The sequence below is a fragment of the Streptomyces sp. NBC_01408 genome, from assembly GCF_026340255.1.
GTDB lineage: Bacteria > Actinomycetota > Actinomycetes > Streptomycetales > Streptomycetaceae > Streptomyces.
On record NZ_JAPEPJ010000001.1, the window covers coordinates 2,289,614 to 2,313,957 of the forward strand.

18 protein-coding genes are annotated in these 24,344 nt (G+C 71.6%); 12 read left to right on the top strand and 6 right to left on the bottom strand.

The window, feature by feature from the left end; translation table 11 throughout:
* The first annotated feature begins 91 nt into the window (after nucleotides 1-91).
* On the top strand, nucleotides 92-958 hold the full coding sequence (locus OG447_RS10740) for a trans-aconitate 2-methyltransferase (RefSeq protein ID WP_266936255.1): 867 nt from the start codon (nucleotides 92-94) through the stop codon (nucleotides 956-958).
* Between the two features lie 2 nt (nucleotides 959-960).
* A complete protein-coding gene (locus OG447_RS10745; protein ID WP_266936256.1) occupies nucleotides 961-1,338 on the top strand; it encodes a VOC family protein in 378 nt (125 codons plus the stop codon).
* Between the two features lie 84 nt (nucleotides 1,339-1,422).
* Here OG447_RS10745 and OG447_RS10750 read toward each other — a convergent pair whose 3' ends face one another.
* The 3 genes from OG447_RS10750 to OG447_RS10760 form a co-directional block, all read right to left on the bottom strand.
* Nucleotides 1,423-2,097 carry a TetR/AcrR family transcriptional regulator gene (locus OG447_RS10750; protein WP_266936257.1) on the bottom strand — a complete coding sequence of 225 codons (675 nt, stop codon included), beginning with the start codon at nucleotides 2,095-2,097 and terminating at the stop codon, nucleotides 1,423-1,425.
* The gene (locus tag OG447_RS10755; RefSeq protein ID WP_266936258.1) at nucleotides 2,094-3,089 is read right to left on the bottom strand and encodes an acyl-CoA desaturase; all 996 of its coding nucleotides are present in this window, start codon (nucleotides 3,087-3,089) and stop codon (nucleotides 2,094-2,096) included. The genes OG447_RS10750 and OG447_RS10755 overlap by 4 nt, the downstream gene beginning before the upstream one ends.
* A gap of 165 nt (nucleotides 3,090-3,254) precedes the next feature.
* A complete protein-coding gene (locus OG447_RS10760) occupies nucleotides 3,255-4,010 on the bottom strand; it encodes a 4'-phosphopantetheinyl transferase superfamily protein (protein ID WP_266936259.1) in 756 nt (251 codons plus the stop codon).
* A gap of 203 nt (nucleotides 4,011-4,213) precedes the next feature.
* Between OG447_RS10760 and OG447_RS10765 the strand changes: the two genes are divergently transcribed.
* From OG447_RS10765 to OG447_RS10810, 10 genes are all read left to right on the top strand, one after another.
* A complete protein-coding gene (locus tag OG447_RS10765) occupies nucleotides 4,214-6,733 on the top strand; it encodes a lantibiotic dehydratase (RefSeq protein WP_266936260.1) in 2,520 nt (839 codons plus the stop codon).
* Nucleotides 6,730-8,502: an ABC transporter ATP-binding protein gene (locus OG447_RS10770; protein ID WP_266936261.1), complete on the top strand. Its 1,773-nt coding sequence runs from the start codon at nucleotides 6,730-6,732 to the stop codon at nucleotides 8,500-8,502. The genes OG447_RS10765 and OG447_RS10770 overlap by 4 nt, the downstream gene beginning before the upstream one ends.
* A complete protein-coding gene (locus OG447_RS10775) occupies nucleotides 8,496-10,151 on the top strand; it encodes an ABC transporter ATP-binding protein (protein ID WP_266936262.1) in 1,656 nt (551 codons plus the stop codon). The genes OG447_RS10770 and OG447_RS10775 overlap by 7 nt, the downstream gene beginning before the upstream one ends.
* A gap of 1 nt (nucleotide 10,152) precedes the next feature.
* Nucleotides 10,153-11,163: a radical SAM protein gene (locus OG447_RS10780; RefSeq protein ID WP_266936263.1), complete on the top strand. Its 1,011-nt coding sequence runs from the start codon at nucleotides 10,153-10,155 to the stop codon at nucleotides 11,161-11,163.
* Nucleotides 11,160-12,071 (top strand): PHP domain-containing protein, encoded by a 912-nt coding sequence (locus OG447_RS10785; protein WP_266936264.1) that lies wholly within the window; start codon nucleotides 11,160-11,162, stop codon nucleotides 12,069-12,071. The genes OG447_RS10780 and OG447_RS10785 overlap by 4 nt, the downstream gene beginning before the upstream one ends.
* Before the next feature lie 74 nt (nucleotides 12,072-12,145).
* On the top strand, nucleotides 12,146-14,668 hold the full coding sequence (locus OG447_RS10790; protein ID WP_266936265.1) for a lantibiotic dehydratase: 2,523 nt from the start codon (nucleotides 12,146-12,148) through the stop codon (nucleotides 14,666-14,668).
* Between the two features lies 1 nt (nucleotide 14,669).
* Complete coding sequence (ahcY, locus tag OG447_RS10795; RefSeq protein WP_266936266.1) at nucleotides 14,670-16,106, top strand: adenosylhomocysteinase; 1,437 nt, start codon at nucleotides 14,670-14,672, stop codon at nucleotides 16,104-16,106.
* A gap of 77 nt (nucleotides 16,107-16,183) precedes the next feature.
* Entirely contained in the window at nucleotides 16,184-17,536 is a 1,353-nt protein-coding gene (locus OG447_RS10800) for a phosphotransferase family protein (RefSeq protein WP_266936267.1), read from the top strand.
* Nucleotides 17,533-19,062, top strand: a complete 1,530-nt coding sequence (locus OG447_RS10805) for an argininosuccinate lyase (protein ID WP_266936268.1) — start codon at nucleotides 17,533-17,535, stop codon at nucleotides 19,060-19,062. The genes OG447_RS10800 and OG447_RS10805 overlap by 4 nt, the downstream gene beginning before the upstream one ends.
* Nucleotides 19,063-19,144: 82 nt before the next feature.
* Complete coding sequence (locus OG447_RS10810) at nucleotides 19,145-21,424, top strand: pyridoxal-phosphate dependent enzyme (protein WP_266936269.1); 2,280 nt, start codon at nucleotides 19,145-19,147, stop codon at nucleotides 21,422-21,424.
* Nucleotides 21,425-21,595: 171 nt separating this feature from the next.
* Here OG447_RS10810 and OG447_RS10815 read toward each other — a convergent pair whose 3' ends face one another.
* The 3 genes from OG447_RS10815 to leuD all read right to left on the bottom strand — a co-directional run bounded on the left by OG447_RS10815 (nucleotide 21,596) and on the right by leuD (nucleotide 24,330).
* Entirely contained in the window at nucleotides 21,596-22,624 is a 1,029-nt protein-coding gene (locus OG447_RS10815; protein ID WP_266936270.1) for a MupA/Atu3671 family FMN-dependent luciferase-like monooxygenase, read from the bottom strand.
* 81 nt (nucleotides 22,625-22,705) lie between these two features.
* Nucleotides 22,706-23,734 carry an isocitrate/isopropylmalate dehydrogenase family protein gene (locus OG447_RS10820; protein WP_266936271.1) on the bottom strand — a complete coding sequence of 343 codons (1,029 nt, stop codon included), beginning with the start codon at nucleotides 23,732-23,734 and terminating at the stop codon, nucleotides 22,706-22,708.
* Nucleotides 23,731-24,330, bottom strand: coding sequence for a 3-isopropylmalate dehydratase small subunit (gene leuD, locus OG447_RS10825; RefSeq protein ID WP_266936272.1), 600 nt, complete (start codon nucleotides 24,328-24,330; stop codon nucleotides 23,731-23,733). Before leuD ends, OG447_RS10820 begins: the two co-directional genes overlap by 4 nt.
* Between the last annotated feature and the right edge of the window lie 14 nt (nucleotides 24,331-24,344).

The following is a 24,344-nucleotide window of genomic DNA, read 5'->3' on the forward strand; positions in this document are numbered from 1 at the left end:
GACGTCGAGATATAAATGCGCGAGCATGGGGCATGGAGGGGGCTGAAACGGCTTCCGCTTCCGACCGCCCCGCCAGCAGGGAGGCTCGAACATGCATTCCGATACCGCCCAGGCCAGGATCCCCACGGCCGACGTCCTCTCCGACTCCTCCGCACCCACCTGGGACCCCCAGCAGTACCTCCGGCACGCAGGCCACCGCACGCGCCCCTTCCTCGACCTCCTCACCCGCATACCGGAACTCCCGGCCCGGCCCGCCCGCATCGCCGACCTCGGCTGCGGCCCCGGCAACGTCACCGCCCTCCTCGCCGGACGCTGGCCCGAGGCCCGCATCACGGGCTTCGACCTCTCCCCGGAGATGCTCCACCGCGCCACCGAGGAGTACGCGGGCCCCACCGCCGGCGGCGGCAGCCTCGACTTCCGCCTCGGCGACCTCGCCCACTGGCTCCCCGAGGAGCCGTACGACCTGATCGTGTCCAACGCCGCCCTCCAGTGGGTCCCCAGCCACCCCGGCTCCTTCGGCCCCTGGATCAACGGGCTGCGCCCCGGCGGCACCTTCGCCTTCCAGATCCCCGGCAACTTCACCGCCCCCAGCCACGCCCTGCTCGCCGACCTCTGCGACGCCCCGCGCTGGCGGGCCCGCCTCGCCGGCCACGGCGCCCGCTACATCCACCTGCTGGAACCCTCCGAATACTTCGCCCGGCTCACCGAACTCGGCTGCGCCGTCGAGGTGTGGGAGACGACCTACCACCAGCTCCTGCAAGGCCCCGACCCGGTCCTCGACTGGGTCAAGGGAACCGCCCTGCGGCCCGTCCTGACCGCGCTCGGCGACGACCGGGACGCCGTGGACGCCTTCCTGACCGAGTACCGGGACCGGCTGCGCGCCGCCTACCCGTCCGGGCCGCGGGGCACCGTCTTCCCCTTCCGCCGCATCTTCGCCGTCGCCCGCAAGGAGGCCTGAGCGTGCTCACCGCACTCGACCACGTACAACTCGCCGCACCGCCCGGTGCGGAGGACCGGCTGCGCGCGTACTACACAGGGGTCCTCGGCATGACGGAGCTCTCCAAACCGCCCGTCCTCGCCGCGCGCGGGGGCTGCTGGTTCGCCGCCGGAGGCGTCCAGTTGCACCTCGGCGTGGAAGAGGACTTCCGCCCGGCCCGCAAGGCCCACCCGGGGCTGCGGGTGACCGGGATCGTGGAGTACGCGATCAGACTGGAGGAGCGCGGCGCCGAGGTCGTCTGGGACGACAACCTGCCGGGCCACCGCCGCTTCTACTCCGAGGACCCGGTCGGCAACCGGCTGGAGTTCCTGGAGCCGCACAGCCCGCGACCCCTCGCCTGACCCGCGCACCCACGCGCACCCACGACGGCGCCCCGCCACCGGACCTCCGGTGGCGGGGCGCCGTCGTACGCGTCGCCCGCCCGCTCAGCTCTTGCGGCGGCCCACCAGCTGCGGCTTCGACTCCAGCCCGTCCAGCCCGTGCCACGCCAGGTTCACCAGGTGCGCGGCGACCTCCGCCTTCTTCGGCCGGCGCACGTCCAGCCACCACTGGCCGGTCAGCGCCACCATCCCCACCAGCGCCTGCGCGTACAGCGGGGCCAGCTTCGGATCGAAGCCCCGGGCCTTGAACTCCAGGCCCAGGATGTCCTCCACCTGCGTGGCGATGTCGCTGATCAGCGAGGCGAAGGTGCCCGTGGACTGGGCGACGGGGGAATCCCGTACCAGGATCCGGAAACCGTCCGTGTACGACTCGATGTAGTCCAGCAGCGCGAACGCCGCCTGCTCCAGCAGCTCCCGCGGGTGCCCGGCCGTCAGCGCGCCCGTCACCCCGTCCAGCAGCTGGCGCATCTCCCGGTCCACGACGACCGCGTACAGGCCCTCCTTGCCGCCGAAGTGCTCGTACACCACCGGCTTGGACACCCCGGCCTTCGCCGCGATCTCCTCCACCGACGTGCCCTCGAAGCCCTTCTCCGCGAACAGGGTCCGACCGATGTCCAGCAGCTGCTGACGCCGCTCCGCGCCCGTCATCCGTACCCGGCGGCCGCGCCTGGGCTTGTCGCTGCTGGAATTACTGCCGTCGATCGCCACGCCCCCCATCATGCCGCGTTCGGGGCGTTTTCCTTGCGGCGGGCGTCGACGCGGGCCTCCGAGGGCCAGCGGACGTCCGTGGCCCAGCCCAGCTGCTCGAACCAGCGGATCAGACGGGCGCTGGAGTCGACCTGGCCGCGCAGTACGCCGTGCCGCGCCGAGGTCGGGTCGGCGTGGTGCAGGTTGTGCCAGGACTCGCCGCAGGACAGCACCGCCAGCCACCACACGTTGCCCGAACGGTCCCGGGACTTGAAGGGCCGCTTGCCCACCGCGTGGCAGATCGAGTTGATCGACCACGTCACGTGGTGCAGCAGGGCCACCCGGACCAGCGAGCCCCAGAAGAACGCCGTGAACGCGCCCCACCAGGACATCGTCACCAGACCGCCCACCAGCGGCGGGATGGCGAGGGAGACCATCGTCCAGAAGATGAAGTCACGCGAGATCCGCCGGATCGCAGGGTCCTTGATCAGGTCGGGGGCGTACTTCTGCTGATCGGTCTGCTCCTCGTCGAACAGCCAGCCGATGTGCGCCCACCACAGGCCCTTCATCAGCGCCGGCAAGGTCTCGCCGAACCGCCACGGCGAATGCGGGTCGCCCTCGTGGTCGGAGTACTTGTGGTGCTTGCGGTGGTCCGCCACCCAGCGCACCAGCGGGCCCTCCACCGCCATCGAACCCATCACGGCCAGCGCGATCCGCAACGGCCGCTTCGCCTTGAAGGAACCGTGCGTGAAGTAGCGGTGGAAGCCGATGGTGATCCCGTGGCAGGCCAGGAAGTACATGAAGACCATCAGGCCGAGGTCCAGCCAGCTCACCCCCCAGCCCCAGGCCAGCGGGACCGCCGCCAGCAGGGCCAGGAAGGGAGCGGTGATGAACAGCAGGAGCGCGATCTGCTCGATGGACCGCTTGTTCTCGCCGCCGAGGGTCGCGGACGGCGCAGACACTGAATCTTCAGCACGCGTGGAGGTCGCGGAGGCGTCCTCGATCAGATCAGGACTGGTGGTCATGGGGTCCCCTGGGGGTGAGGAGTCGGTGGGGCGCCTCCCGGCAGAAACCGGGGGAGCCAGGGTCACAGACCCTACGGACCCGTAACCTACGGCATCGTAAGTATGGCAAAGGCGGGGGCCGGGGCACCAGGACCACGCCCGGTCCGAACGCGCCGCCGACGGCCGTCACGCGGCCGCCATACCGCCGCCCCGCTCAGCCGCCGGTCGCCGGGGTCCGCCCGGCAGCGGATGGAGGCGGACCGCGACGGCCGCGGCGTACCCCCCTCCCGCCGGGACATCGTCGAGCCGCCATCCCGGGAGGTGGGCGGGGACCTTCCCCGTACCGACGTGGTCCAGTGCGGTCGAGCGGGACAGCCCCGTGCCGATGGCCTTCAGGTAAGCCTCCTTCCGGCACCACGCACGGAGGAAGGCGCCAGCGCGTTCCGCCTCGGGCAGAAGGGCCAGTTCCGCGTGTTCCGCGGGGTGCAGGAGACGGCTCAGCCGCCTGACCACGGCCGGATCGGGTGTCCTCTCCAGGTCCACGCCCACAGGTGTCCGCGCGACCGCGATGAGGCCCCGGTCCGCGCAGTGGCTGAGTGAGAAGTGAAGCGGGTCGCCTTCGACGCCGGGTCGTCCATGGGGTTCACCGCACCCTGGACACGGATGGCGGATGAACGGCACCTCCGCCGGAGGCATCCCGAGCTCGCGGGCGAGTGCCATGCGCAGTGCCAGATGGGTGACGAGGTACGTGTCCCGGTCGCGGCGCCCTCGGAACGCGGCGGCACGCCGCAGTTCCTCGCGACTGAGTACGGACGGTACCGCGCGCTCCCGTTCGTACGTCAGATCCGCCGCGCGGACCGACAGGAGCCGGGGGGTGTCACCGCTGAAGTCCATCGGCTCGTCCCCGAACCCCGGAGCGGGCATCGCCGGCGACGGTGTCATGTCCTCGGGCCTCCTCATTGGGCAGTGGCAGCAGCTTGCCGAGCGGCCCCGGCGAACGCACGCGTAAAGGGGCCTATGAAAGGAGGGAATGAATGTCGTTGACAGCCAGACGGCCGCGGGCGATGTTTTCGCTGGCCCGAAGGGCGGCGTGCCGACGTGAAAGCGGCGTGACAACACATCTCTGCAGTCGATGAGTTGGGGCAATGGCAGAAGCAATGACGGAGCTGGTCGGTTCGCACGCGAGGTGGTCCCTCCTGCCGGTGGTGGCGTTGAGGCACGCGGGGTTCCCGCTGAGTGCCCTCGACCCGCTCGCCGGCTCCGGCGCCCTTGAGGCCACCGGCGAGCGGCGCAAGCTTCTGGACGAAGCCCGGGCGGCGGGAGCGGCGCTCCGTGAACACCTCCGGGGAACGGCGGAGTTCTCCTCACTCGGGCCGCGGATCGGCATGCTGGCAGCGCTTGCCGACGACATCCCGGGCAGCGAGGCGTACGTCCGTGCACGGGCGGAACTGGTGGCGCGATGGGAACGCTACGAGGCCGAGCACCAGGAGCGGATGGAGGCGGGGCGCTCCCATGTGGCGGCGGCGTTCCGTGAGAACGACGCGCTGCGCGAGGTCCTGCTCCTCTCGAACGACGCGCACTTCGAGCACTTCGCCGCCTGGCTGGACCGGGGTGTCACCGTCTTCGGCAAGCGTGACCGCAAGATGGCCGACCTGCTCGTCCGCTACCTGCAGCGTGTGACCAGCAAGAACGAGACCACCGCCCACTTCGGCCCGATCGCCGCGGGGCGACTGGTCCCGGGGAGCACCGGTGTGGACTGGCGGGACGGGGGAGAGCCGCGGCGCAGGACCTACTTCTCGCACTGGGCGGCCGAACTGCTGGCCGAGGCCCTCAGCGGCAGCCCCGGTCTGCGCCCGATGGTGCGTCCCCGCCGCCGGCCGCTCGTGTTCACCGAGGACGCGGGGCGCGTCGTGGCGTACGCCCCGACGACGACCACCGGCTTCCTCGCCGACTGGCGCTTCGAGCGAACGGCCGACGAGGCCGTTCCCCCGGGGCACATCTGGCTGCTCGACCGGTGCGACGGCGAGCGGACCGTGGCCGAGCTTCGGCGCGGGTGGCCGTTCGGCGGCCAGAACGGCGGATTCGACGCCACGCTCGCGGACCTGACCGAGCGGGACTGGGCGGTGGCCCGGTTCGAGATCCCGGTCGGGGTGGCCGATCCGCTGGAGGCACTGCGAGACGCACTGCCCGCCGCCGACGCGTCCCCGGACGCCGCGCGGGCGCATCGGGTCGTCGCCCGCCTGGTACGGCTCCTGGCCGATTTCACCGAGGCCCCCCACCGGGCGCGGCCGGCGGCGCTCGCCGCGGTGAAGCAGGAGTTCACCGCGCTCAGCGGGGCCGAGCCGAATCGCGGCGAGGGGCGCCACTACGCGGACCGGGCCGTCCTGTACGAGGAGTGCCACAGCCGTGTCGAGGACCTGACCCTCGGTTCCGACATCGAGCGCCTCCTCACCGAGGAGCTCGCCCCGGTCTACGACCTGATCCTCGCCGGGCCCCGGCTCAGGGTCCGCCGCGAGAGGAAGATCCTCGCGGACTGGATCGTGCGCAGGTTCGGGGCGCAGCGCCGCGTACCGCTGGCGGAGTTCTACGCCGGCTACTTCGAGGACCGGGACCTGCTGCTCGTCGAGTGCGACGCGGTCGACCGTGAGCTGGAGGAGCTGGACGACACCATCACGGACGCCATGCTCGCGGACGCCCACCCCGGCAGCACCGAAGTCCGGGTCACCGCCGGCCGCCTCCGCGATCTCGCGGCGGTCCGCCCCGACGATCCGGCCGTGGTCTGCAACCCGGACGTCCTGCTGGCGGCGGGCAGTGCGCGGGACATCGAGGAGGGCCGCGTCACCGCCGTGCTGGGGGAGTGCCACGCCGTGCGTGAGCTGCTCTGCCACGCGAGCTACGCACCTCTGCTCGCCGAACGCGAGCCGGACCTGGCGGAGCTGGCGCACGAGGCGTACCAGCGGATGCTGTCCCCCGACGAGGTCCTGTGCGACGTGGTGCGCTCGCATCCCAACAAGACCGGCGCGCAACTGCGGTTCCCCGTCCCTGATGTGGAAATCACCGGCAAGTCGGGCAAGGACCGCCGGCACGTGCTCACGCCCGGCCAGCTCTACGTCGTCGTCCGGGACGGCCGCGCCGAGCTGCGGGCCGAGGGCATCGGACAGCGGCTGAGGCCGCTGTCCGTCCCGGCCGGCGGCAGAAGCATCCGGCAGGACCCGCTGGCGCCTCTCGGATTCCCCCGGCACTACGGCGGAGTCAGCCTCCGCTCGCGCAACCGCGACCGGATGCCCCGTATCAGCTACGGCCGCACCGTGCTGCGCCGCGCGAGCTGGCGGGTTCCCGCGGCCGGTTTCCGGGGAAGCCGGCCGTTCCCGGGAGCCGGCGACGGCGACGCGGCCGACTTCCACGCGGTGCAGGAGCTGCGGGAGCGCCTCGGTCTGCCCCGCCACCTCTTCGCCAAGGTGCCCGGGGAGCCCAAGCCCCTGTACGTCGACCTCGACGCCCCCCTGCTGGTCCGGCAACTGTGCCGCAGGGCGCGCGGCGCCGCCGGGAAGACCGAGCTGAGCGAGATGCTGCCGGGGCCCGACCAGCTGTGGCTCAGCCTCGACGGCCAGGGCCACACCGCGGAGCTGCGCTACGCCGTGTTCTCGCAGCCGGAGGCGGAATGAGCACGGGGGGCAAGGACTCCGGCGGTGTCACCCGTCGGCTGCTGGTCTATCTGCGCCGGGACCGCCGGCGACTGCTCGCACTGTCCCTCGTCGCGCTGACCATGGCCGCCGTCAGCGCGCTCGGACCGATCCTCATCGCGCAAGGCCCCGGCCTGGGCCTGCGGTCGGCGGCCGGCGGCGCCGCCCTGGCCGCCGGGGTGATGACCACCGGCGCGGTGGTGTGGGTCCTGAACCGGGTCCGCGCCTACCTCACCAAGTGCCTGGTCGCCGACGTCGTTCTGGACCTTCGCCTGGACGCGCTGCGTTCCGCGCTCGGGCAGGACCTGGAGTACTACGAGCGCCACGACCCCGACGCGACCGCCAGCCGCATCACCAACGACCTGGAATCGTTCGGCGAGGCGACGTTCAACATGCTGGAGCTGCTCCAGCAGCTCGTGGTGGTCCTGTTGCTGGTACCGCTGATGTTCGTCCTGGAATGGCGGTTGACCGTGGCGACGCTGCTGGGCGGCCTGCTGATCGCCGTCACCACCCGGAACTTCGGGCGGGTCACCCGCCGCCGCGCGGGCCGGGCGGCCGCCGCGACGGCGGCCCTCAGCACATCGGTCGCGGAGAGCACCTCCGGGCTGGCCACGGTCAGGGCCTTCGGCTGCGAGGAGCCGCTCATCAAGGCGGCGGCCTCGCACAACGCCACTGTTTTCCGGGCGAACCGCGAAGCCGACGTCTTCGCGGCCCTGCTCCAGCCGGCGCTCTCGGTCATCAGCGGGCTGATCACCACGGTGCTGGTCTTCGCCGGCGGGATGATGGTGGGGGAAGCAGTCCTCACCGTCACGGCCTGGTACCTGTTCGTACTGGCCACCGACCGGGTCGCGTGGCTGCTCGGGTCGACCGGCGCGCTCGACGGCCAGGCTCAGACCGCGCTCGCCGCCGCGGAGCGGGTCTTCGAGCTGATCGACCAGACCGTTCCGGAGACGGCCCCGGACCCCGGGGCTCCCGCAACGGCGGGGGCGCTGCGCGTCGACGGGGTGCGTCTCACGTACCCCTCGGGTAAAGAGGCCCTGCGGGGTGTCTCAGTGGAGATCCCCGCCGGCTGCCACCTGGGACTGGTCGGACCCTCGGGCTCCGGGAAGTCCAGTCTGCTCAAGGTGCTGGCCGCGATGCGCCCGGCCTCGTGCGGTGAGGTCCTGCTGGACGGACGGCCGCTGTCGCGCGTCCCCGAGGCCGAACTGCGACGGGGCGTGGCCTACGTACCCCAGCACCCGCAGCTGTTCGAGGGCACCATAGGCGACAACCTGCGGCTCACCGGCGGGGAGCGGACCGACGCCGAGCTGACACAGCTGATCGGTGACGCGGGTCTGACGGACTGGCTCGCCGGGTTCCCCCAGGGACTGGACTCCCCGGTGGGGCCGGGGGGCGAGCTGCTGTCGCACGGTGAGCGACAGATCGTCTGTCTGCTGCGGGCACTGGCCAAGCGGCCCTACCTGGTCCTGCTCGACGAACCGACGGCCAACGTGGACGAGGCGACTGACGCGCATCTGCAGACGGCCCTGCGCAGGCTCCTGGCCGGCATCACGTGCGTGGTCATCGCCCATCGCCTGCACACCGTCCGCAACGTCGACAGGATCGCGGTGCTGCGCGAGGGCCGGATCACCGAGATGGGTACGCACGCGGAACTGATCGCGGCCGGAGGGGAGTACGCGGCACTGCACCAGGACTTCGAGTACGCGTCCCCGGCCGGCCGGACGCCATTGATCGGCGGGAACACGTGGTAGACGCAGAACAGATCGGGTGGCTGACCGCGAGGCTGCGCCCCTACCGGGGCGCCATGCTGTTCGTGGCCGCGGGCGGGCTGCTCGCCGCGCTGCTGGCGGTCCTGGCGGCGTGGATCGTCGGAGACGCGCTGGACGAGGCGGTGAACAGCCATGTGGGAATCCGGCCGCTGGTGATTCTCTCCGCCGTGCTGCTGGGCAGTCAGGTGGTGCGTGCGGCTCTGCTCTACCTGCGTCAGACGACCAGCATCCGGGTGGGCACCCGGCTCGAACGCGACCTGCGGCACGAGCTCGTCACCAGGGTGCTCAAGGAGGCCGTCCCCGGCCGGGCGGACCGCCTCCTCGCCGCCTTGATCAGCGATGTCCGCGCGCTCAGGTACATGATCACCCCGGGCGTGGACATCGGCATCTCGGTCTCCGCGTTCGTCGTGGTGGTGGTGGGCTGCGCCGTCGTCTGGTCGCCCCAGCTCGTCGTGGCCCCGCTGCTGTACGCGGTCGGCTTCTGCTGGTTCTGCGCCCGCCTGTTGCGCGGCATCAGCAGGGCGGCTCGCACGGCACGCGATCGCTCCGCCGGCGTCGTGGAGCTGGTGGGCGAGGCCCTGCACAACATCGAGGCGGTGCGGGACGCAGGTGGCGCCGTGGCGGTGTGGGACGGGCTGCGGTCGGCGGCGACCGCCCACCGGGATGCGGTAGTGGCCCAGGGCAGGGAGGAACGCCGCACCCCCCTGTTCCTGCTGCTCGGCCTGGTCCAGGGCATCGGGTTCGCCCACGCCCTGCTGCTGGCGCGGGACGGCCAGATGACCGCCGGTGACATGGTGGGGTACCACAGCCTGCTCCTGCTGCTCGGTGCGCCGACGTTCTCCTCGGGAGCCGCCTTCCCCGCGCTGGCCAACGGACTCGCGGCCATCGCCAGGATCCGGGAGATGTTCCCGGAGCCAGGGCCGCAAGGCGGCGGGACGTTCCGGCCCTCGGCCGACCCGCTGTCGATCGAGGTCGTGGGCGCGGTCCCCGCCGCGGGCCGGCAGCTGCCGCCCAAGATCGAGCTGACACTGCCGGCGTGCTCCCTCGCGGTCGTCACCGGGCCTACGGGGTCGGGCAAGTCGACCCTCCTGCGGTTGCTCGCGGGTACGGAGACGCCGGACTCCGGCAGTGTGCGCATCGGTGGCGGCGACGCGACCGAGTGGCGCAGGGCGGAGCTTGCCGGGCGCGTGGTGCTGGTCGCGGACCACGGCTCGCTCTTCTCCATGAGCCTGCTGGAGAACGTCGGGCTCGGACGGCTGGCAGCGACTCCCGACGAGATCAGGGCCACCGGTGCGAAGGCCGGGGTCGCCGAGTTCGCCGAGCTGATGCCGGACGGCTGGGAGAGCGTACTGGGGGCCGGCGGGGCCGTGCTGTCCGGCGGACAGAAGCAGCGGGTGGCACTGGCCAGGGCGCTGCTCTCGCACGCGGACGTGCTGCTCCTCGACGACCCGTTCAGTGCGCTCGACGCGAGCGTGGCCCGGCATCTCGCGACGGGACTGATCGAGGTGGCCCGGCACCGGACGGTCGTGGTCGTGACCGACCGGGCCGACCTCCGGGCGGCGGCCACCCATGTGGTCCGCCTCAGCGAGGCCGAATTGACCGTAGAAGTGAAGCGAACCGGAGGGACCTGAAGTGCCGCACCATCTCTCGCAGATCCGTGAACTGTTCATCTGGCCTCATGCCGGCTGCAACCACAGGTGTGTGTCCTGCGACATCTGGCAGGACAAATCCCGTCGCGAACTCGCCGCGGAGGACATCGAACGGTGGGCGCAGGAGTGGGAGGACCTCGGGGTCAAGGAGGTCATCCTCACCGGAGGGGAGCCGCTGATGCACCGGGACCTCGCCTCGGTGGCGGCCCCGTTGCGCGAGCGGGGCATCCCCCTCGTGCTGCTCTCCACCGGGCTCCTGCTCAAGAAGTACGCCCAGCAGGTTGTGGACGACTACGAGGTCGTCCTGGTGAGCCTGGACGGACCTCCCGGGATCCACGACGAGGTCCGGCGCGTCGGCCGGGCCTACGACCACCTGGTGAAGGGGCTGGAGGCCATCCGTGAGCTCAGGCCCGACATCCGGGTCGCGGGCCGCTGCACGGTGCACCGGTACAACTACCGGCACCTGGCGGAGACGGTGCGTGCCGCGCAGGAGCTCGGCTTCTACCGGTTCAGCTTCATTCCCGCGGACGTGACGAGCGAGGCGTTCAACCGGGCGGGTGGCTGGGACGCGCAGAAGCAGGAGGACCTGGTGATCGCCCCGCACGCGCTGCCCGAGCTGGACGCGGAACTGGACCGCATGTTCACCGAATGCGCGGACGCCTTCAGCAGCGGCATGATCCAGGAGACCCCCGACCACATCCGTGCCTACGTGCGCCAGTTCTACGCGGCGTTCCACCAGGAGGCCGAGTACCCGCCCGTCTCCTGCAATCTTCCGTGGGGCTCCGCGGTCATCGAGGTCGACGGGACCGTCCGGCCCTGCTTCTTCCAGGAGGCCTACGGCAACATCCACGAGGCCGGGAGCCTGAACGCGCTGATCAATTCACCGACCGCGGTGAAGTGGCGGGAAGAGCTCGACGTGGCGACCGACGAAACGTGCCGACGCTGCGTGTGCTTCAACACCATCCCCCTGCCGGCGGGGGTCGGTCCACAGTGAGCATCGTCCTCGACCGCCCGACGGCCACCGTCCGGACCCGTGTAGACCTGCATCTGCACAGCACGGTCTCCGACGGGGACGACACACCGGGCGGCCTCGCCCGCAAGTGCGCCGACGCGGGTCTGCGCGTCGCGGCTCTCACCGACCACGACAGCATGGCCGGCTTCCCGGAGTTCCGTACGGTCGCCGAGGCCGCGGGGCTGACGGTCGTCGCGGGCGCGGAGGTCACCGCGGAGTGGGGCGGGCAGGAGACGCACTGCCTGGCGTACTTCGTCGACCCCGACGACGAGCTGTTCCGCCGCCGGATCGGGGGAGTGCGCGGCGCCGAAGTGGACTGGTGGAGGGCCTGGTTCGGCCAGGCCGCCGACCTCGGCGTGGACATCACCTGGGCGCAAGTGGAGGAACGATTCGGCGAAGACCGGGTCGCCTTCCTGGGGGACTATCTCGACCTGTTCCTCACCAGGGCCGGTTCCGACCCCCGCTTCTCGGGCTACGAGCGCGGCGGCGTGCACCGCGAACTCATCGCCCAGTGGTGCCGGGAAGGCCAGCCTCTGCATGTGCCGCACCCGCGCCGGCCCCCGCTCGCCGAGGTCGCCCGCTGGATCCGCGAGGCGCGGGGAGTGCCCGTACTCGCCCACCCCGGCCGGCTCCGCGACGAGCCGGAGACGAGCCTGCCGCTGCTGCGGGACATGGGCTTCGGAGGGCTGGAGGCATGGACGACCTGGCACGACCCGGCGGACACCCGCAGGGTCCTCGCAGCCTGCGAGTCGCTCGGCCTGGTCCCCACCCAGGGATCGGACTTCCACGGCGGGCGGCTGAAGCCGTGGTCACCGGCCCCGGGGCTGGTACCGGAAGCGGCGCCCGACCCGCTGGAGATCGTCGAGCGGCTCCACGATGCGCGGGCCTGACCATGCCCCGGGACAGAGACAGCAAGACGACGAGGACGGATGCAAGCAGTGGAACCCAACGGAAGGGGGCTCGGATGAGCGCGACTACTGAAGAGAGCCGGGCGACGGAGAACTGGCGGCTGCTCCCCGTCGTCGCCCTCCGGCAGTCGGGGTTCGGCTTCGAGCTCCTGGAGCCCTACAGCGAACCCGGCGCGGTGGCCGAGGCCCTGCGCATGACGGGCACCGCGGAGCAGCTGCGGAAGCTGGCACCCGCGCTCAAGGACGGCATCAAGGCCGCCCGGCTGTCGGACAACGGGGCCGCCGCGTCGGCCGTGGGCACCCTGCGCCCGCTGAGTGACGAGACCTTCCAGATGCTGGCCGGGCGGCTGCCCTGCGACGCGGTCCCGACGCTGCGGGCCTACCAGGAGCACGCGCACGACCTGAGCGGCTCCTGGCTGCGCTGGGAGGAGACGCACGAGGAGCGCATGCACAGGGCCAAGGCCGTGCTGCGCGACGTGTTCCGGCACAACGGGCTGCTCAGGGACGCCTTGCTGCTCTCGAACGAGGCGAACTTCGGCCTCTTCGCGTCCTGGCTGGACGGTCCCGAAGGCGTCGGCGGGCCGCGCGGCCGCAAGATGACGGACCTCCTCATCCGCTATCTCCAGCGGGTCACGACGAAGAACGAGACCGCATCGCACTTCGGACCCCTGAGCGTGGGACTGATCGACCGTTCCGTCCGCGGCGTCTCCTGGGAGCGGAAGGCCCTGAGGCGGAGGGTGTTCCTGGCGCACTGGGCGGCGGAAAGGCTGGCCGGGGCGCTGGGCGCTGACCCCGTCCTCGCGGCACGGGTCCGGCCGCGCCGCCGGCCGTGGGCCTTCGAGCGGGACGGCGTAGTGACGCTGTACGAGTTCACCACCGAGGACGGTTTCTCCGTCGACTGGCGGTTCCGCAAGGCGGACCAGGTCGAGCTCACCCCCGTCGAGCTGGAGGTGTTCCGCCGCTGTGACGGCAGCACCACCGTGGCGGAGCTCGAGGGGGATCTGGGTGCCGAGGCCCCCGGAGCGCTCGCCTCCCTGGTCGCGCGCCGACTCGTCGTCGACCGCTTCGAGGTACCGGTCGGGGTTACCGAACCCCTGGCCGAACTCCGCCTCCAGGCAGGGTCCGTGGAGCCTGTGGAGCGGCTCGCCCGCGACCTGGCGGCGATCCCCGAAGCGGAACTCGGGGCGCGCCCGTCAGCGGTGGGAACGCTCAAGGAATCCTTCGCCGAAATCACCGGGGCCGAGGCCAACCGCGGCACCGGCATGCACTACGCAGACCGGAGCGTCTTCTACGAGGAGTGCCACGGACCGGTCGGCGACCTGCGCCTCGGAGCCGACGTCGCCGAGCTCATCGAGAACGAGCTGGCGCCCGTCTACGCCCTGGCGTTTGCCGTACCCCGGCTGAGGATCGTCCGTGAGCGTGAACTGCTCACGCGGTGGGTGACACGGCGCTTCGGTACGGACACCGCCGTCCCCCTGGACCGTTTCTACGCGGAATACTTCGCCGATCGCGACGAACTGCTCAAGCACGTCGACGAGATCGACGCCGAGCTCGACGCGCTCGACGCTGACCTGACCGCACTCCTCCTCGGTGACGACGACCTGGGTGCGACCGAGGTCGTCGTGGACCCGGAACGGCTCAACGGTTTCCTGGAACGCTGCCCCGACGGCCCGCCCGCACTCGTCAACCCCGACGTCATGCTGGCCGCGCCCGACCCGGACGCGCTGCTGCGGGGCGACTTCCTCGCCGTCGTCGGCGACTGCCACGGGACGCGTGAACTGCTCAGCCACTCCAGCTTCGCGCCCCTCATCGCCGAGGAGTACCCGCGGTTCACCGCCGACGCCACCGCCGCCTACCGCGAGCTCGTCGACGAGGACGAGACCCTCTGCGACCTCGCGCGCAGCCACCCGGACAAGACGGCGTCACGCAGCCCGCTGGACATGCCTGACCTGGAGATCTACGGCCGGTCCAGCCTCACGCGCGACCAGGTCATCCAGCCTTCCTCGCTGTACCTGAAGGTCAGCGACGGGCAGCTGAACCTGTACGCGGACGGGGTCCCCGGCCGGCTGCGGCTGCTCGCCCCGCCGTCCGGCGGCCCCACCGTACGACTGGACCCGCTGGCTCCGTTCGCCTTCCCCCGCCGGCTCGGCGGCCTGGTACTGGAGGCCGGCCTCCACACGCACGTGCCCCGCATCCGTACGGGACGCATCGTGCTCCAGCGCGAACTGTGGCGGATCCCGGTCTCCGAACTGGTCGGGCAGGCCCCCGACGGCAAGCCGCGCAAGGGGAACGCGGCCGAGTTCTTCGCTGCCTGTGAACTGCGCCGGCGCCACGGGCTGCCGCGCCATGCCTTCGTGAAGTTCGATTCCGAGCCCAAGCCGCTCTACGTGGACTTCACCTCACCCCTGCTGGTGCGGCAGATGTTCCGTCTGGCCCACGGCGCGAGCGGGCCGGCCACCTTCAGCGAGATGCTGCCCGGTCCGGAGCAGCTGTGGCTCCACCGGGACGGACAGAAATTCACCACGGAGCTCCGCTGCGCCGTATCCACTGCGTCAGCCGTGCCGACTGCGGAGAAATGACATGACTTTCGACTATCGCATCGCCGACATCAGCCTGGCGGCGGAAGGCCGCACCGCGATCCGGATCGCGGAGAGCGAGATGCCCGGCCTGATGGAGCTCCGACGCCGCTACAGCGGCAGCAAGCCGCTGGCAGGCGTACGCATCGCGGGATCGCTCGGCATGACCGTCGAGACCGCCGTGCTCATAGAGACCCTGATCGAGCTCGGTGCCGACCTGCGCTGGGCCACCTGCAATGTGCTGTCCACCATGGACCACGCCGCTGCGGCGATCGTGGTCGGGCGCGACGGAACCCCCGACGAGCCCCGGGGCATTCCCGTCTTCGCCTGGATGAACCAGACGCTCGACGAATACTGGTGGTGCCACGCCCAGGCGCTGCGCTGGCCGGACGGCACGGGCCCGGACTTCATCCAGGACGACGGCGGCGACGCCACGCTCCTCCTGCACGAGTCCGTGAAACGGGAGAAGGCCGGCACCGTGCCCGACCCCACGACCGCGCACAACGCCGAGCGCGCGGCGCTGCTGCGCTTCATCGCCGGTTCGATGGAGCAGGACGCCGGCCGCTGGACCGGCATCGCCGTGAGCGTGCGCGGTGTCGCGGAGGAGACGATGACCGGCATCCGGGCTCTGCGCCGGCTGGCGGACTCCGGTGAGTTGATGTTCCCCGGCATCAATGTGAACGACGCGATCACGAAGACCAAGCTGGACAACATCTACGGCTGCCGGCACTCCCTCATCGACGGCCTGAACCGTGCCACCGACCGGATGATCAGCGGCAGGACCGGGGTCGTCGTCGGCTACGGGGACGTGGGCAAAGGCTGCGTCTCCGCGCTGTCGGGACTGGGCGCCCGGGTCATCGTGGTCGAGGTGGACCCGATCTCCGCACTCCAGGCGGCCCTGGACGGGTACGAGGTGACCACGCTCGAGGTGGCTGCCCCGCGGGGCGACATCTTCATCACCGCCGCCGCCAACTGCGAGGTCATCCGGCCCCAGCACATGGAGCGGATGAAGCATCTGGCGATCCTGGGCAACATGGGTCACAGCGACGTCGAGGTCGACGTGGCCGCACTCGCCGAGGTGCCCGGTATCCGCAAGCGTGAGCTCAAGCCGCAGGTCGACGAGTGGATCTGGCCGGACGGCCGGTCGCTGCTGGTCCTCTCCCAGGGCCGCGACCTGAACTTCGGCAATGCCACCGGGCACCCCGCGTTCATCATGTCCGCATCCTTCACCAACCAGGCCCTGGCCCTCCTGGAGCTCGCGAACAACCGGGGCCAGTACCCGATCGGGGTGCACAACCTGCCGCGCAAGCTGGACGAAGAGGTGGCCCGGCTGCACCTGGACGCACTCGGAGTGCGCCTGTCACGGCTGACTCCGAAGCAGGCGGAGTACGCCGGAGTACCGGTGGACGGACCGTACAAGCGGGAGGAGTACAGGTACTGACCCCGGTCCGGACTTTCCCCCCTCACGTCACCTCTCCCCGCTTCCCCCTCCCCAGCCCACGACCCACAGGACCCACCGTGCACATCCTTCTGATCGACAGTGAGCGGCTGCCCGGGCCGGCGGCCCCCGGGGGGCCCGGCGCGCAGCGGGCGGCTGCCTCCCTCACCGGCGCCGGCCACACCGTGGCGGTCACGGGCCCGGGTGAAGCGGGTCCTCCCGTGGAACGGCCCGGCCTCGTGTTCCTGGTCCTAGGAGGAGCGGGTGCGGGGCCGCTCGCCGCCGCGGGCACGGCCATCCGTACGCGGCACCCCGGTGTGCCCGTGGTCGCCGCCGGACTGGCCGCGAGCCTTGATCCGCAGACGACCATGCGGATCCTGGGCGCGGACGGCAGCCTCCCGGGAGATCCCGGGGCGTCGGTTCCGTGGCTGGTGGAGGAGTACCTCGCCGACCCCTCCGTCCTCAAGGCGGACAGCCGGGGACGGATCAGGCCCGCCTTCGGGCAGCCCGGACCGGCGGCGTCGGGAGGGGAGGATCCCCTCCCGGTCGAGGAGATCGCGGCACGGGCGGCACGGCAGCTGGGCCTCGGCACCCCGGTCCCCGCCGGTACCGGCTTCGAGTTCGCGGTCTTCCGCGGGTCGTCCCGAGAACTCGGCGACGTGGCCCTGCGCGTACCGCGCCAGGAAGTGATCCGCTACGGCGGACGCGACCCCTACTACACGCGTGACGCGCTGGAGCAGGAACGCGTGATCGCGGCCCACCTGCACGCGCGGGGGCTGCCCGTACCGGAGCCGATCGCTCTGGTGAACACCCCGCTCGCACCCGTACTGGCGTCCCGGTTCCTGCCCGGGGCCGGGGTCGCGGCCGGGCCGGAACAGATCGGCGAGCTGATGGCGAGGCTCCACCTCCAGCCCCCGCCGCCCGGGCTACGGCCGCTCGACCACGACGGCTGGCCCATCGACGTCGGGGTCGCCCGCAGGGTCTCGACCCGGTGGGCCTGGCTCGCCGGCCTGGTGCCGGACCTCCCGGAACTTCCCGGTCTCGACCGGCTCGTTCCGCTGCTGGCTCCGCTGGCCGGCGTCCGGCGACTGCTCCACCTGGACATGCGCGCTCCCAACATGGCCGGCTCCGACGGAGAGGTGGCCGGCCTCTTCGACTGGGGCTGCGCCATGATCGGGCACCCCGCGCTGGAACTGGCGCGCGTCCGTGAGAACGACACCTTGCCCGAGAACGACCTGGACATCGAGGCGTTGCTGGCCGGATATCGGCGCCATGCCCCCGAGCCCGTGCTCCCTCCCGCAGTCGACGCACTGCTGCGCCTGGACGGCGTGACCATGCTCTGCGTGGTGTTCGGAGGCGGCGAGGAACCTGACCGCGAACGCCTGGCCCTGCTCGTGGAGCGGGCCAAGGCCCTTGCAGAGGAAGTGAAATGAGCACCACCGAAAACGCGGCCCCCGCGACGCGGACATCGTCCCCGGCCGCGCTGAGCGGCCGGCTGGCGGCCGGCCCGGCCGCGCTGTGGCACGACGAGGTCCTCGGGCCGCACTTCGAGTACGAGCTCGCCCACCTGCTGCCCTGGTACATCGCGATCGAGAAGGTACTGCTCGTCGAGTACCAGCGGATGGGCGTGATCGACGACGCGGAGGCCGGGGCCCTGGGGGCGGCTCTCGACAGCGCGGACGCCGCTGCTCTCGTCGCGGACCCGGCCGCCAACATGTCGGACATCACCTTCGCGCTGGAACGCCACGTGGAACAGCGGCTGCCGCGGCCGGTGCCGGCGTGGCACGTCGACCGCAGTCGCAACGACCTCCAGGCTTGCGCGCAGCTGATGTTCGGCAGGAGCGAGCTGGCCGCCGCCGCCGGCCGCCTGCTGGACTTCGGAACAGCCGTGCACCGGCTGGCCCTGTCCGGGCGTCATCTGCCCATGCCGGGACACACGCATTTCCAGGCGGCACAGATCATCACGCCCGGGTACTACCTGGCAGCCGTGTCCGAGCAGATCCTGCACACGCTGCGCCGCTTCCTGTCGACGTACGACGGCCTGGACGCCTGCCCGATCGCGTCCGGGGCGATGGCCGGTCAGGAACTCGCCTGGGACCGGCCGCGGATGTCGCGTCTGCTGGGCTTCCAGCGGGCCCAACCGGTCGCGCTCACGGGTGTCGCCTCACGCGGCTGGGTGGCGGAGGTGACGGCCGAGATGGGCATCCTGGGCCTTGCCCTGAGCCGCTTCTCCACCGATCTGCTCACGTGGAGCAGCAGCGAGTTCGGCTTCCTCGACCTGCCGGACGAACTGTGCGGGATCTCTTCGGCGATGCCGCAGAAGAAGAACTTCCCCGTGCTGGAACGCATCCGCGGCCGCACGGCGCACCTGACGACCTACCACCTCGACGCGGTGCTCGGCCAGCGGAACACGCCCTACACCAACCTCGTCGAGGTCGGGAAGGAGGCCGGGGCGAACCTGGCGACCGCCTACCGCACCCTGAACAGTGTGCTCCGGCTGTTCACGGAGGTCGTCGAAAGGCTGGAGTTCCGCGGCGACCGCATGCGGGCGGCCTGCGAGCGGGAGTACCTGGGCGGTTTCAGCCTCGCCAACGCACTGACGCTCAAGGAACAACTGCCGTGGCGCCAGGCGCAGGTGGTGGCCGGCGCCTACATCGTCGCCGCCATGGAGGCAGGGCACTCCCCCGACCGGACCGACCCCCGGCTGCTGGAGAAGGTGGCGTCCGACCGCGGCTTCACGCTCACGGACCCGGCCGCCGTGCTGGCCGCCCTTGCGGACGTCGACGCGGGGCTGCGCCGGCACGCGTCGACGGGCTCCGCCCACCCGGACGCCACCCTCCAGGTCCTGCGCGAGCAGGAGGGCGAGTACGCCTCGCTGCGTGCCGAGTGGGAGCGCCGGGCCGGCTTCGTGGACGCGGGGTTCGCGGAGACCGACGACCTGCTCGGGGCCGGCCGGTGAACGACGGCCGGCGCAGGGCGGGCAGACAGGGACCACAGGTGCGGCACGTTCGCTGCCGCACCGGAAGAACGGGAGGAAAGCCGTGATCCACGGCAGCATGCTGGAGGCCATCGGGCTGACCTCGCTCGTGCGGCTGCGCATCGACGCCCCGCAGGGCGTGGAGGTGTACGCCAAACTGGAGCTTGCCAATCCGTTCGCGATGAAGGACCGCGTGGCCCGGCACGTCATCCGCCAGGCGCGGCAGCGGGGGGTACTGGCCCCCGGCGCACCGATCGTCGAGAGTTCCTCGGGCACGATGGCGCTCGGCGTCGCACTCGTCGGCCGGGCCCTCGGCCACGAGGTCCACATCGTCACCGACCCGCGCATCGACGGGGTGACCAAGGCCAAACTGCGGGCCCTGGGATGCCATCTGCACATCGTCACCGAGATGACGGAGCAGGGCGGGTGGCAGGGGGCGAGGCTGGAGCGCCTGGACGAGCTGATACGCAGCATGCCCGGCGCGTTCTGGCCGCAGCAGTACAGCAATCCGGACAATCCGGGTGCCTACCGGGAGCTGGCGCGGGAACTCACGGAGGACCTCGGCCGCGTCGACGCACTGGTCGGCGCGGTCGGTTCGGGCGGCTCCCTGTGCGGGTCGGCGCGGGCGCTGCGACGCCTGCAGCCCGATCTGTGGGTCGTCGGGGTGGACTGCGTGGGCAGCGCCCTCTTCGAGCAGCCCGACGAGCCGAAGAGGCTCCAGAGCGGACTGGGCAACAGCCTGCTCCCGAAGAACCTCGACAGGCGGGTGATCGACGAGGTGCACTGGCTGAACGACCGCGAGGCCTTCGAGGCGGCCGACGCGCTCGCCCGCGACCAGCAGATCTTCGCCGGAAACACCTCCGGCTCCGTCTACCGGGTGCTCGGGGACGTCGCTGCCCGGGCCCGTCCGGGCAGCCGCATCGTCGGGATCTTCCCCGACCGGGGCGACCGTTACGCGGACACCGTGCACGACCCCGACTACTGGGCCGAGAAGGGCCTCGCCGAGATGACGCTGTCCCTCGTCCCGGAGGCGGTCGACTACGGGACCCCCGTACGTTCCTGGTCGAGGGCGGTCACCAAGGGCGCGGTGGACACGGCCCAGCACCTGCTGTTCGTCGAGTCCAACACCACGGGGACCGGAATGATGGCGATGCGGTCGGCGGCGGGGCTCGACCTGCGGCCCGTACTGCTGACCAACGACGCCGGGCGCTACGCCGGGGTCGAGGACACCGGCTGCGACATCGTGGTGTGCGACACGAACTCGGCGGCCGCACTCCGGGCCGCCGTCCAGGAGAACTTCGCGCGGGAGGAGATCGCCGGGGTCACCACCACGAGTGACTTCTACGTACCGCTGGTCGCCGACATCGCGGAGTGGCTGGGCCTGCCCGGGAACCCCGTGGAGGCCGTGACCATCTGCCGCAACAAGTCCCTGCTGCGGACGCGGCTCGCCGGCGAGGGGGTGGCGCAGCCGGCATTCGTGGCGGTCGACGACCCGGCCGAGGTCGGGGCGGCCGTCGCGGCGGTCGGTCTTCCCTGCGTGGTCAAGCCGGTCGACGACTCGGCGTCGAGCAACGTGCTGCTCTGCCGCACGCCGGAGGAGGCCCGGGCGCAGGTGGAACTGATCCTCGGCATCACCACCAACGTCCGGGGCATGCCGACCGCGCGCACCGTCCTGGTCGAGGAGTTCGTGGACGGCCCCGAGTTCAGTGTCGAGATGTTCAGCCGGGACGGCGTGCACGAATGCGTGGGGGTCACGCGCAAGAGCGTGGGAGGCTCGCCCTGGTTCGTGGAGAACGGGCACGTCTTCCCGGCGGACCTGGAGGCGGACGAGGACGTCGCGGTGGTCGACCTGGTGGCCGCGGCGCTCTCCGGCTGCGGTGTGGAAGCCGGTCCCACCCACACCGAGGTCCGGATGGGGGCCAACGGGCCGGTGATCATCGAGATCAACCCCCGGCTGGCCGGCGGGATGATCCCCGAACTGATACGCGTCGCCACGGGAGTCGACCTGCTGGAGCAGCAGCTGCGCGCATCGGTCGGCCTGCGTCCGCACCTCGTGCCGAGCCGTGAGGGGTACGCCGGAATCAGGTTCCTGCTGGCGGGACGCGAGGGCGTGCTGACGGGAGCCACCGGCACCGAGGAGGCCGCGCAGGTCGGCGGCGTCGAACAGGTCAGGTTCACCAGGCGGCCCGGGCAGTCGGTGCGCCCCGCACGCAGCGCCTACGACAGGCTGGGTCACGTGATCGCGGGCGGTCGGGCCCCGTCGGAGGTGGCCGCCGTACTGGACGAGGCGGTCGGCCTCATCGGGATCGAGGTGGCGGAGGGCTCCCGGACGGACGCGTCCTGAGGGGTGCCCTCGCAGGGCCCGGCCCGCGGCGCCGCCCCTTTGGAGGGGTGCCGCGGGCCGGGCTCCCCGGGCCCGCCCGGGGATGCGCGAAAAGGCTCCCGACGGACCGGGCCCGTTGCCGGGAGGTCCATCGGGAGCCTTCGTCGCTCCGTACCGCCTGCGCGCCGCGCGTCAGGCCACGAGACGGCGCAGCCGGTCCAGGTGTTCCAGTCCGCCGAGCACCGTGTCGGCGTCGTCGATGAAGTCGATCAGGCAGGCCACCTCGTCGACACCGGCCGCCCGCACCGTGCGCACCAGCTCGGCGCACTCCTCGGGGGTACCGAAGAGGCCACCGGTCTCGAAGTACTTCTCGAACCCCAGTGAGACCAGGAAGTCCACGTCGTCCGGGGTGAGGTCCTCCGGGTCCAGGTCGGGCATGATGTCGCCGGCCGCCTTGAGGAGCAGCCCGAGGGAGTTGCGCAGGTAGGCACTGAACGGTTCGCGCACGACCTCGCGGACCGCTTCGCGGTCGGTGCCGAGGAACGTGTGCAGCATGAGCACCACATGACCGGGACGGGCTTCCTCGGGCAGGGCCTCGCGGTAGAGGGCGATCTTCTGGGCGAGTTCCTCGACCGTCTGGCCGAGCAGGTGGGTGAGGACGCCCACCCCCATCTCGCCCGCCTCGCGGAAGGTGTCGGGATTGCCCGCGGCGGTCAGCCACACCGGCAGTTCGCGGCGCACCGGGTCGGGGTAGGCGCGCAGCCGGCGCTTCTCCCCGCCGCCGTCGGCCACTTCGAGGGTGCCGCCGCGCCACAGCTCGCGGACGTCCGCGATGGTGCGGGCCAGTACGTTCTTGCGGTCCTCGTAGTTGTGCGGGGCGAGCGCGAAGTCCGCGGCGTGCCAGCCGGAGGCGAAGGACAGTCCGACCCGGCCGCCCGCGAGGTTGTCGACGACGGACCACTCCTCGGCGATGCGCAGCGGGTGGTGCAGCGGCGCCACCACACTGCCCGCGCGGATCTGTACGCGCTCGGTGGCCGTCGCGACGGCCGCTCCGGTGACGGCCGGGTTCGGGTAGGCGCCGCCGAACGGATGGAAGTGCCGTTCCGGCGTCCACACGGAGGTGAACCCGTGGGTGTCGGCGAACCGGGCTCCTTCGAGGAGCAGCCGGTAGCCGTTCGTCCCGGCGGAATTGTTGGCGAAGTAGAACAGGCCGAAGTCCAACGCGATCCTCTTGTCTGGGTTTGGCCGGGGTCGGGTGTGCGCCCCCGGCGGGGGCCGCCGGGGGCCTCGCCGGCCGTCCGGTCAGGACAGCTCGGCGAGGACCGCGTTCCCGGCTTCGGCGGTGGTGAGGCTTCCTCCCAGGTCGGCGGTGCAGAGCCGCTTGGACAGGGTCCGGCCCACCGCGTCCCGCACCGCCGTGGCCTCGGCGGGCCGGGAGGCGCAGTCCAGCAGCAGCGCCGCGCTGAGGATCGCCGCGAGCGGGTTCGCAGTGCCGGTGCCCGCGAGGTCCGGGGCGGACCCGTGGACCGGCTCGCAGAGCGCGAAGCCGGTTTCGGGGTTGAGGTTCGCCGAGGCGGCGGTCCCCATGCCCCCCGCGAGCTGGGCGGTGAGATCGCTGAGGATGTCACCGTGGGAGTTGTTGGCGACGATCACGTCGAACGCGGTCGGGTCGTCGACGAGGTGCATCACGGCTGCGTCGACGTAGAGGTGCCGGGTGGCCAGGTCGGGCCGGCGCTGCGCCGCCTCGCGGAAGCAGCGCTGCCACAGGGCTCCGTTGTTCGGTACCGCGTTGGCCTTGTCGACCAGGCAGACCGATGTGGTGGCGCGGGCGAAGGCGAACTCCAGCGCCCGGCTCACCCCGCGGTAGGTGCTGAGTTCGGTGTCGACGGCCGTCTCGTGCGGGGTGCCGACCCGCAGCGTCCCGCCGATGCCCGAGTACAGCCCTTCGGTGTTCTCGCGGATGACGGTGCAGTCGATGGCCCTGCGGTCGGGGTCGCGCAGCGGGCTGAGCCGCTCGTGCAACAGCTTGGCCGGACGGTGGTTGACGTAGAGGTCGAGGTCGAACCGCAGCCGCAGCAGGACGTCGCGTGCATAGGCGGGGTTCGTGACCCGGGGGTCGCCCACCGCGCCGAGCAGCGCGCCGTCGCTGTCGGCGACGCGGGCGAAGTCCTCGTCGCCGAGGGCCGTTCCGGTCGCGAGATAGGTGTCCGCGTTGACGTGGCCGAGTACGTCGGTCTCCATGTCCGGCGCGACCTCCTTCAGGACGCGCAGGGCCTGTGCGGTGACCTCGGGCCCGATCCCGTCACCGGGCAGGACGGCGATGCGCTTCACAGGGCGGCTCCGGACGGCCTGGACATCCAGTGCGGCCGTCGCTGCTCGTACGCGGTGATCGTCTCGTGGGACTTCAAGGTCACCTCGATGTCGTCGAGACCGTTGAGCAGGAGCCAGCGGGCGCGGGCGGCGACGTCGAACGGCCAGTGCCGTTCGCCGTCCACCACGCGCTGCTCCTGCAGGTCGACCGTCAGCTCGAAGCCGGCCGAGGCCTCGGCCCGGTCCAGCAGCCCGTCCACGGCGTCCTGCGGGAGCCGCACGGCGAGCAGCCCGTTGCGCAGAGCGTTGCGCAGGAAGATGTCCCCGAAGCTGGGGGCGATCACCGCCCGGAAACCCCAGTCCCGCAGTGCCCACACCGCGTGTTCGCGGGAGGAGCCCGTACCGAAGTGGGGGCCGGCCAGGAGGATGCTCGCCCCGGCGCGCGCGGGCTCGTTCAGCACGAACCCGGGATCCTTGCGCCAGCTGTTGAAGAGGGCGTCCTCGAACCCCGTCTTGGTGAGCCTCCGGCAGTGTCGGGCCGGGATGATCTGATCGGTGTCCACGTCGCTGCGGCGCAGCGGCACACACGTGCCGGTGTGCTCGGTGAGCGCGTCCATGGTTCCTCGTTCCT

Bases quoted from the DNA above. Each gene is read 5' to 3' on its own strand.
- OG447_RS10740 (WP_266936255.1), top strand. From the start codon at position 92: ATGCATTCCGATACCGCCCAGGCCAGGATCCCCACGGCCGACGTCCTC.
- OG447_RS10750 (WP_266936257.1), bottom strand. From the start codon at position 2,097: ATGATGGGGGGCGTGGCGATCGACGGCAGTAATTCCAGCAGCGACAAG.
- OG447_RS10755 (WP_266936258.1), bottom strand. From the start codon at position 3,089: ATGACCACCAGTCCTGATCTGATCGAGGACGCCTCCGCGACCTCCACG.
- OG447_RS10760 (WP_266936259.1), bottom strand. From the start codon at position 4,010: ATGACACCGTCGCCGGCGATGCCCGCTCCGGGGTTCGGGGACGAGCCG.
- OG447_RS10765 (WP_266936260.1), top strand. From the start codon at position 4,214: ATGGCAGAAGCAATGACGGAGCTGGTCGGTTCGCACGCGAGGTGGTCC.
- OG447_RS10770 (WP_266936261.1), top strand. From the start codon at position 6,730: ATGAGCACGGGGGGCAAGGACTCCGGCGGTGTCACCCGTCGGCTGCTG.
- OG447_RS10790 (WP_266936265.1), top strand. From the start codon at position 12,146: ATGAGCGCGACTACTGAAGAGAGCCGGGCGACGGAGAACTGGCGGCTG.
- ahcY (WP_266936266.1), top strand. From the start codon at position 14,670: ATGACTTTCGACTATCGCATCGCCGACATCAGCCTGGCGGCGGAAGGC.
- OG447_RS10805 (WP_266936268.1), top strand. From the start codon at position 17,533: ATGAGCACCACCGAAAACGCGGCCCCCGCGACGCGGACATCGTCCCCG.
- leuD (WP_266936272.1), bottom strand. From the start codon at position 24,330: ATGGACGCGCTCACCGAGCACACCGGCACGTGTGTGCCGCTGCGCCGC.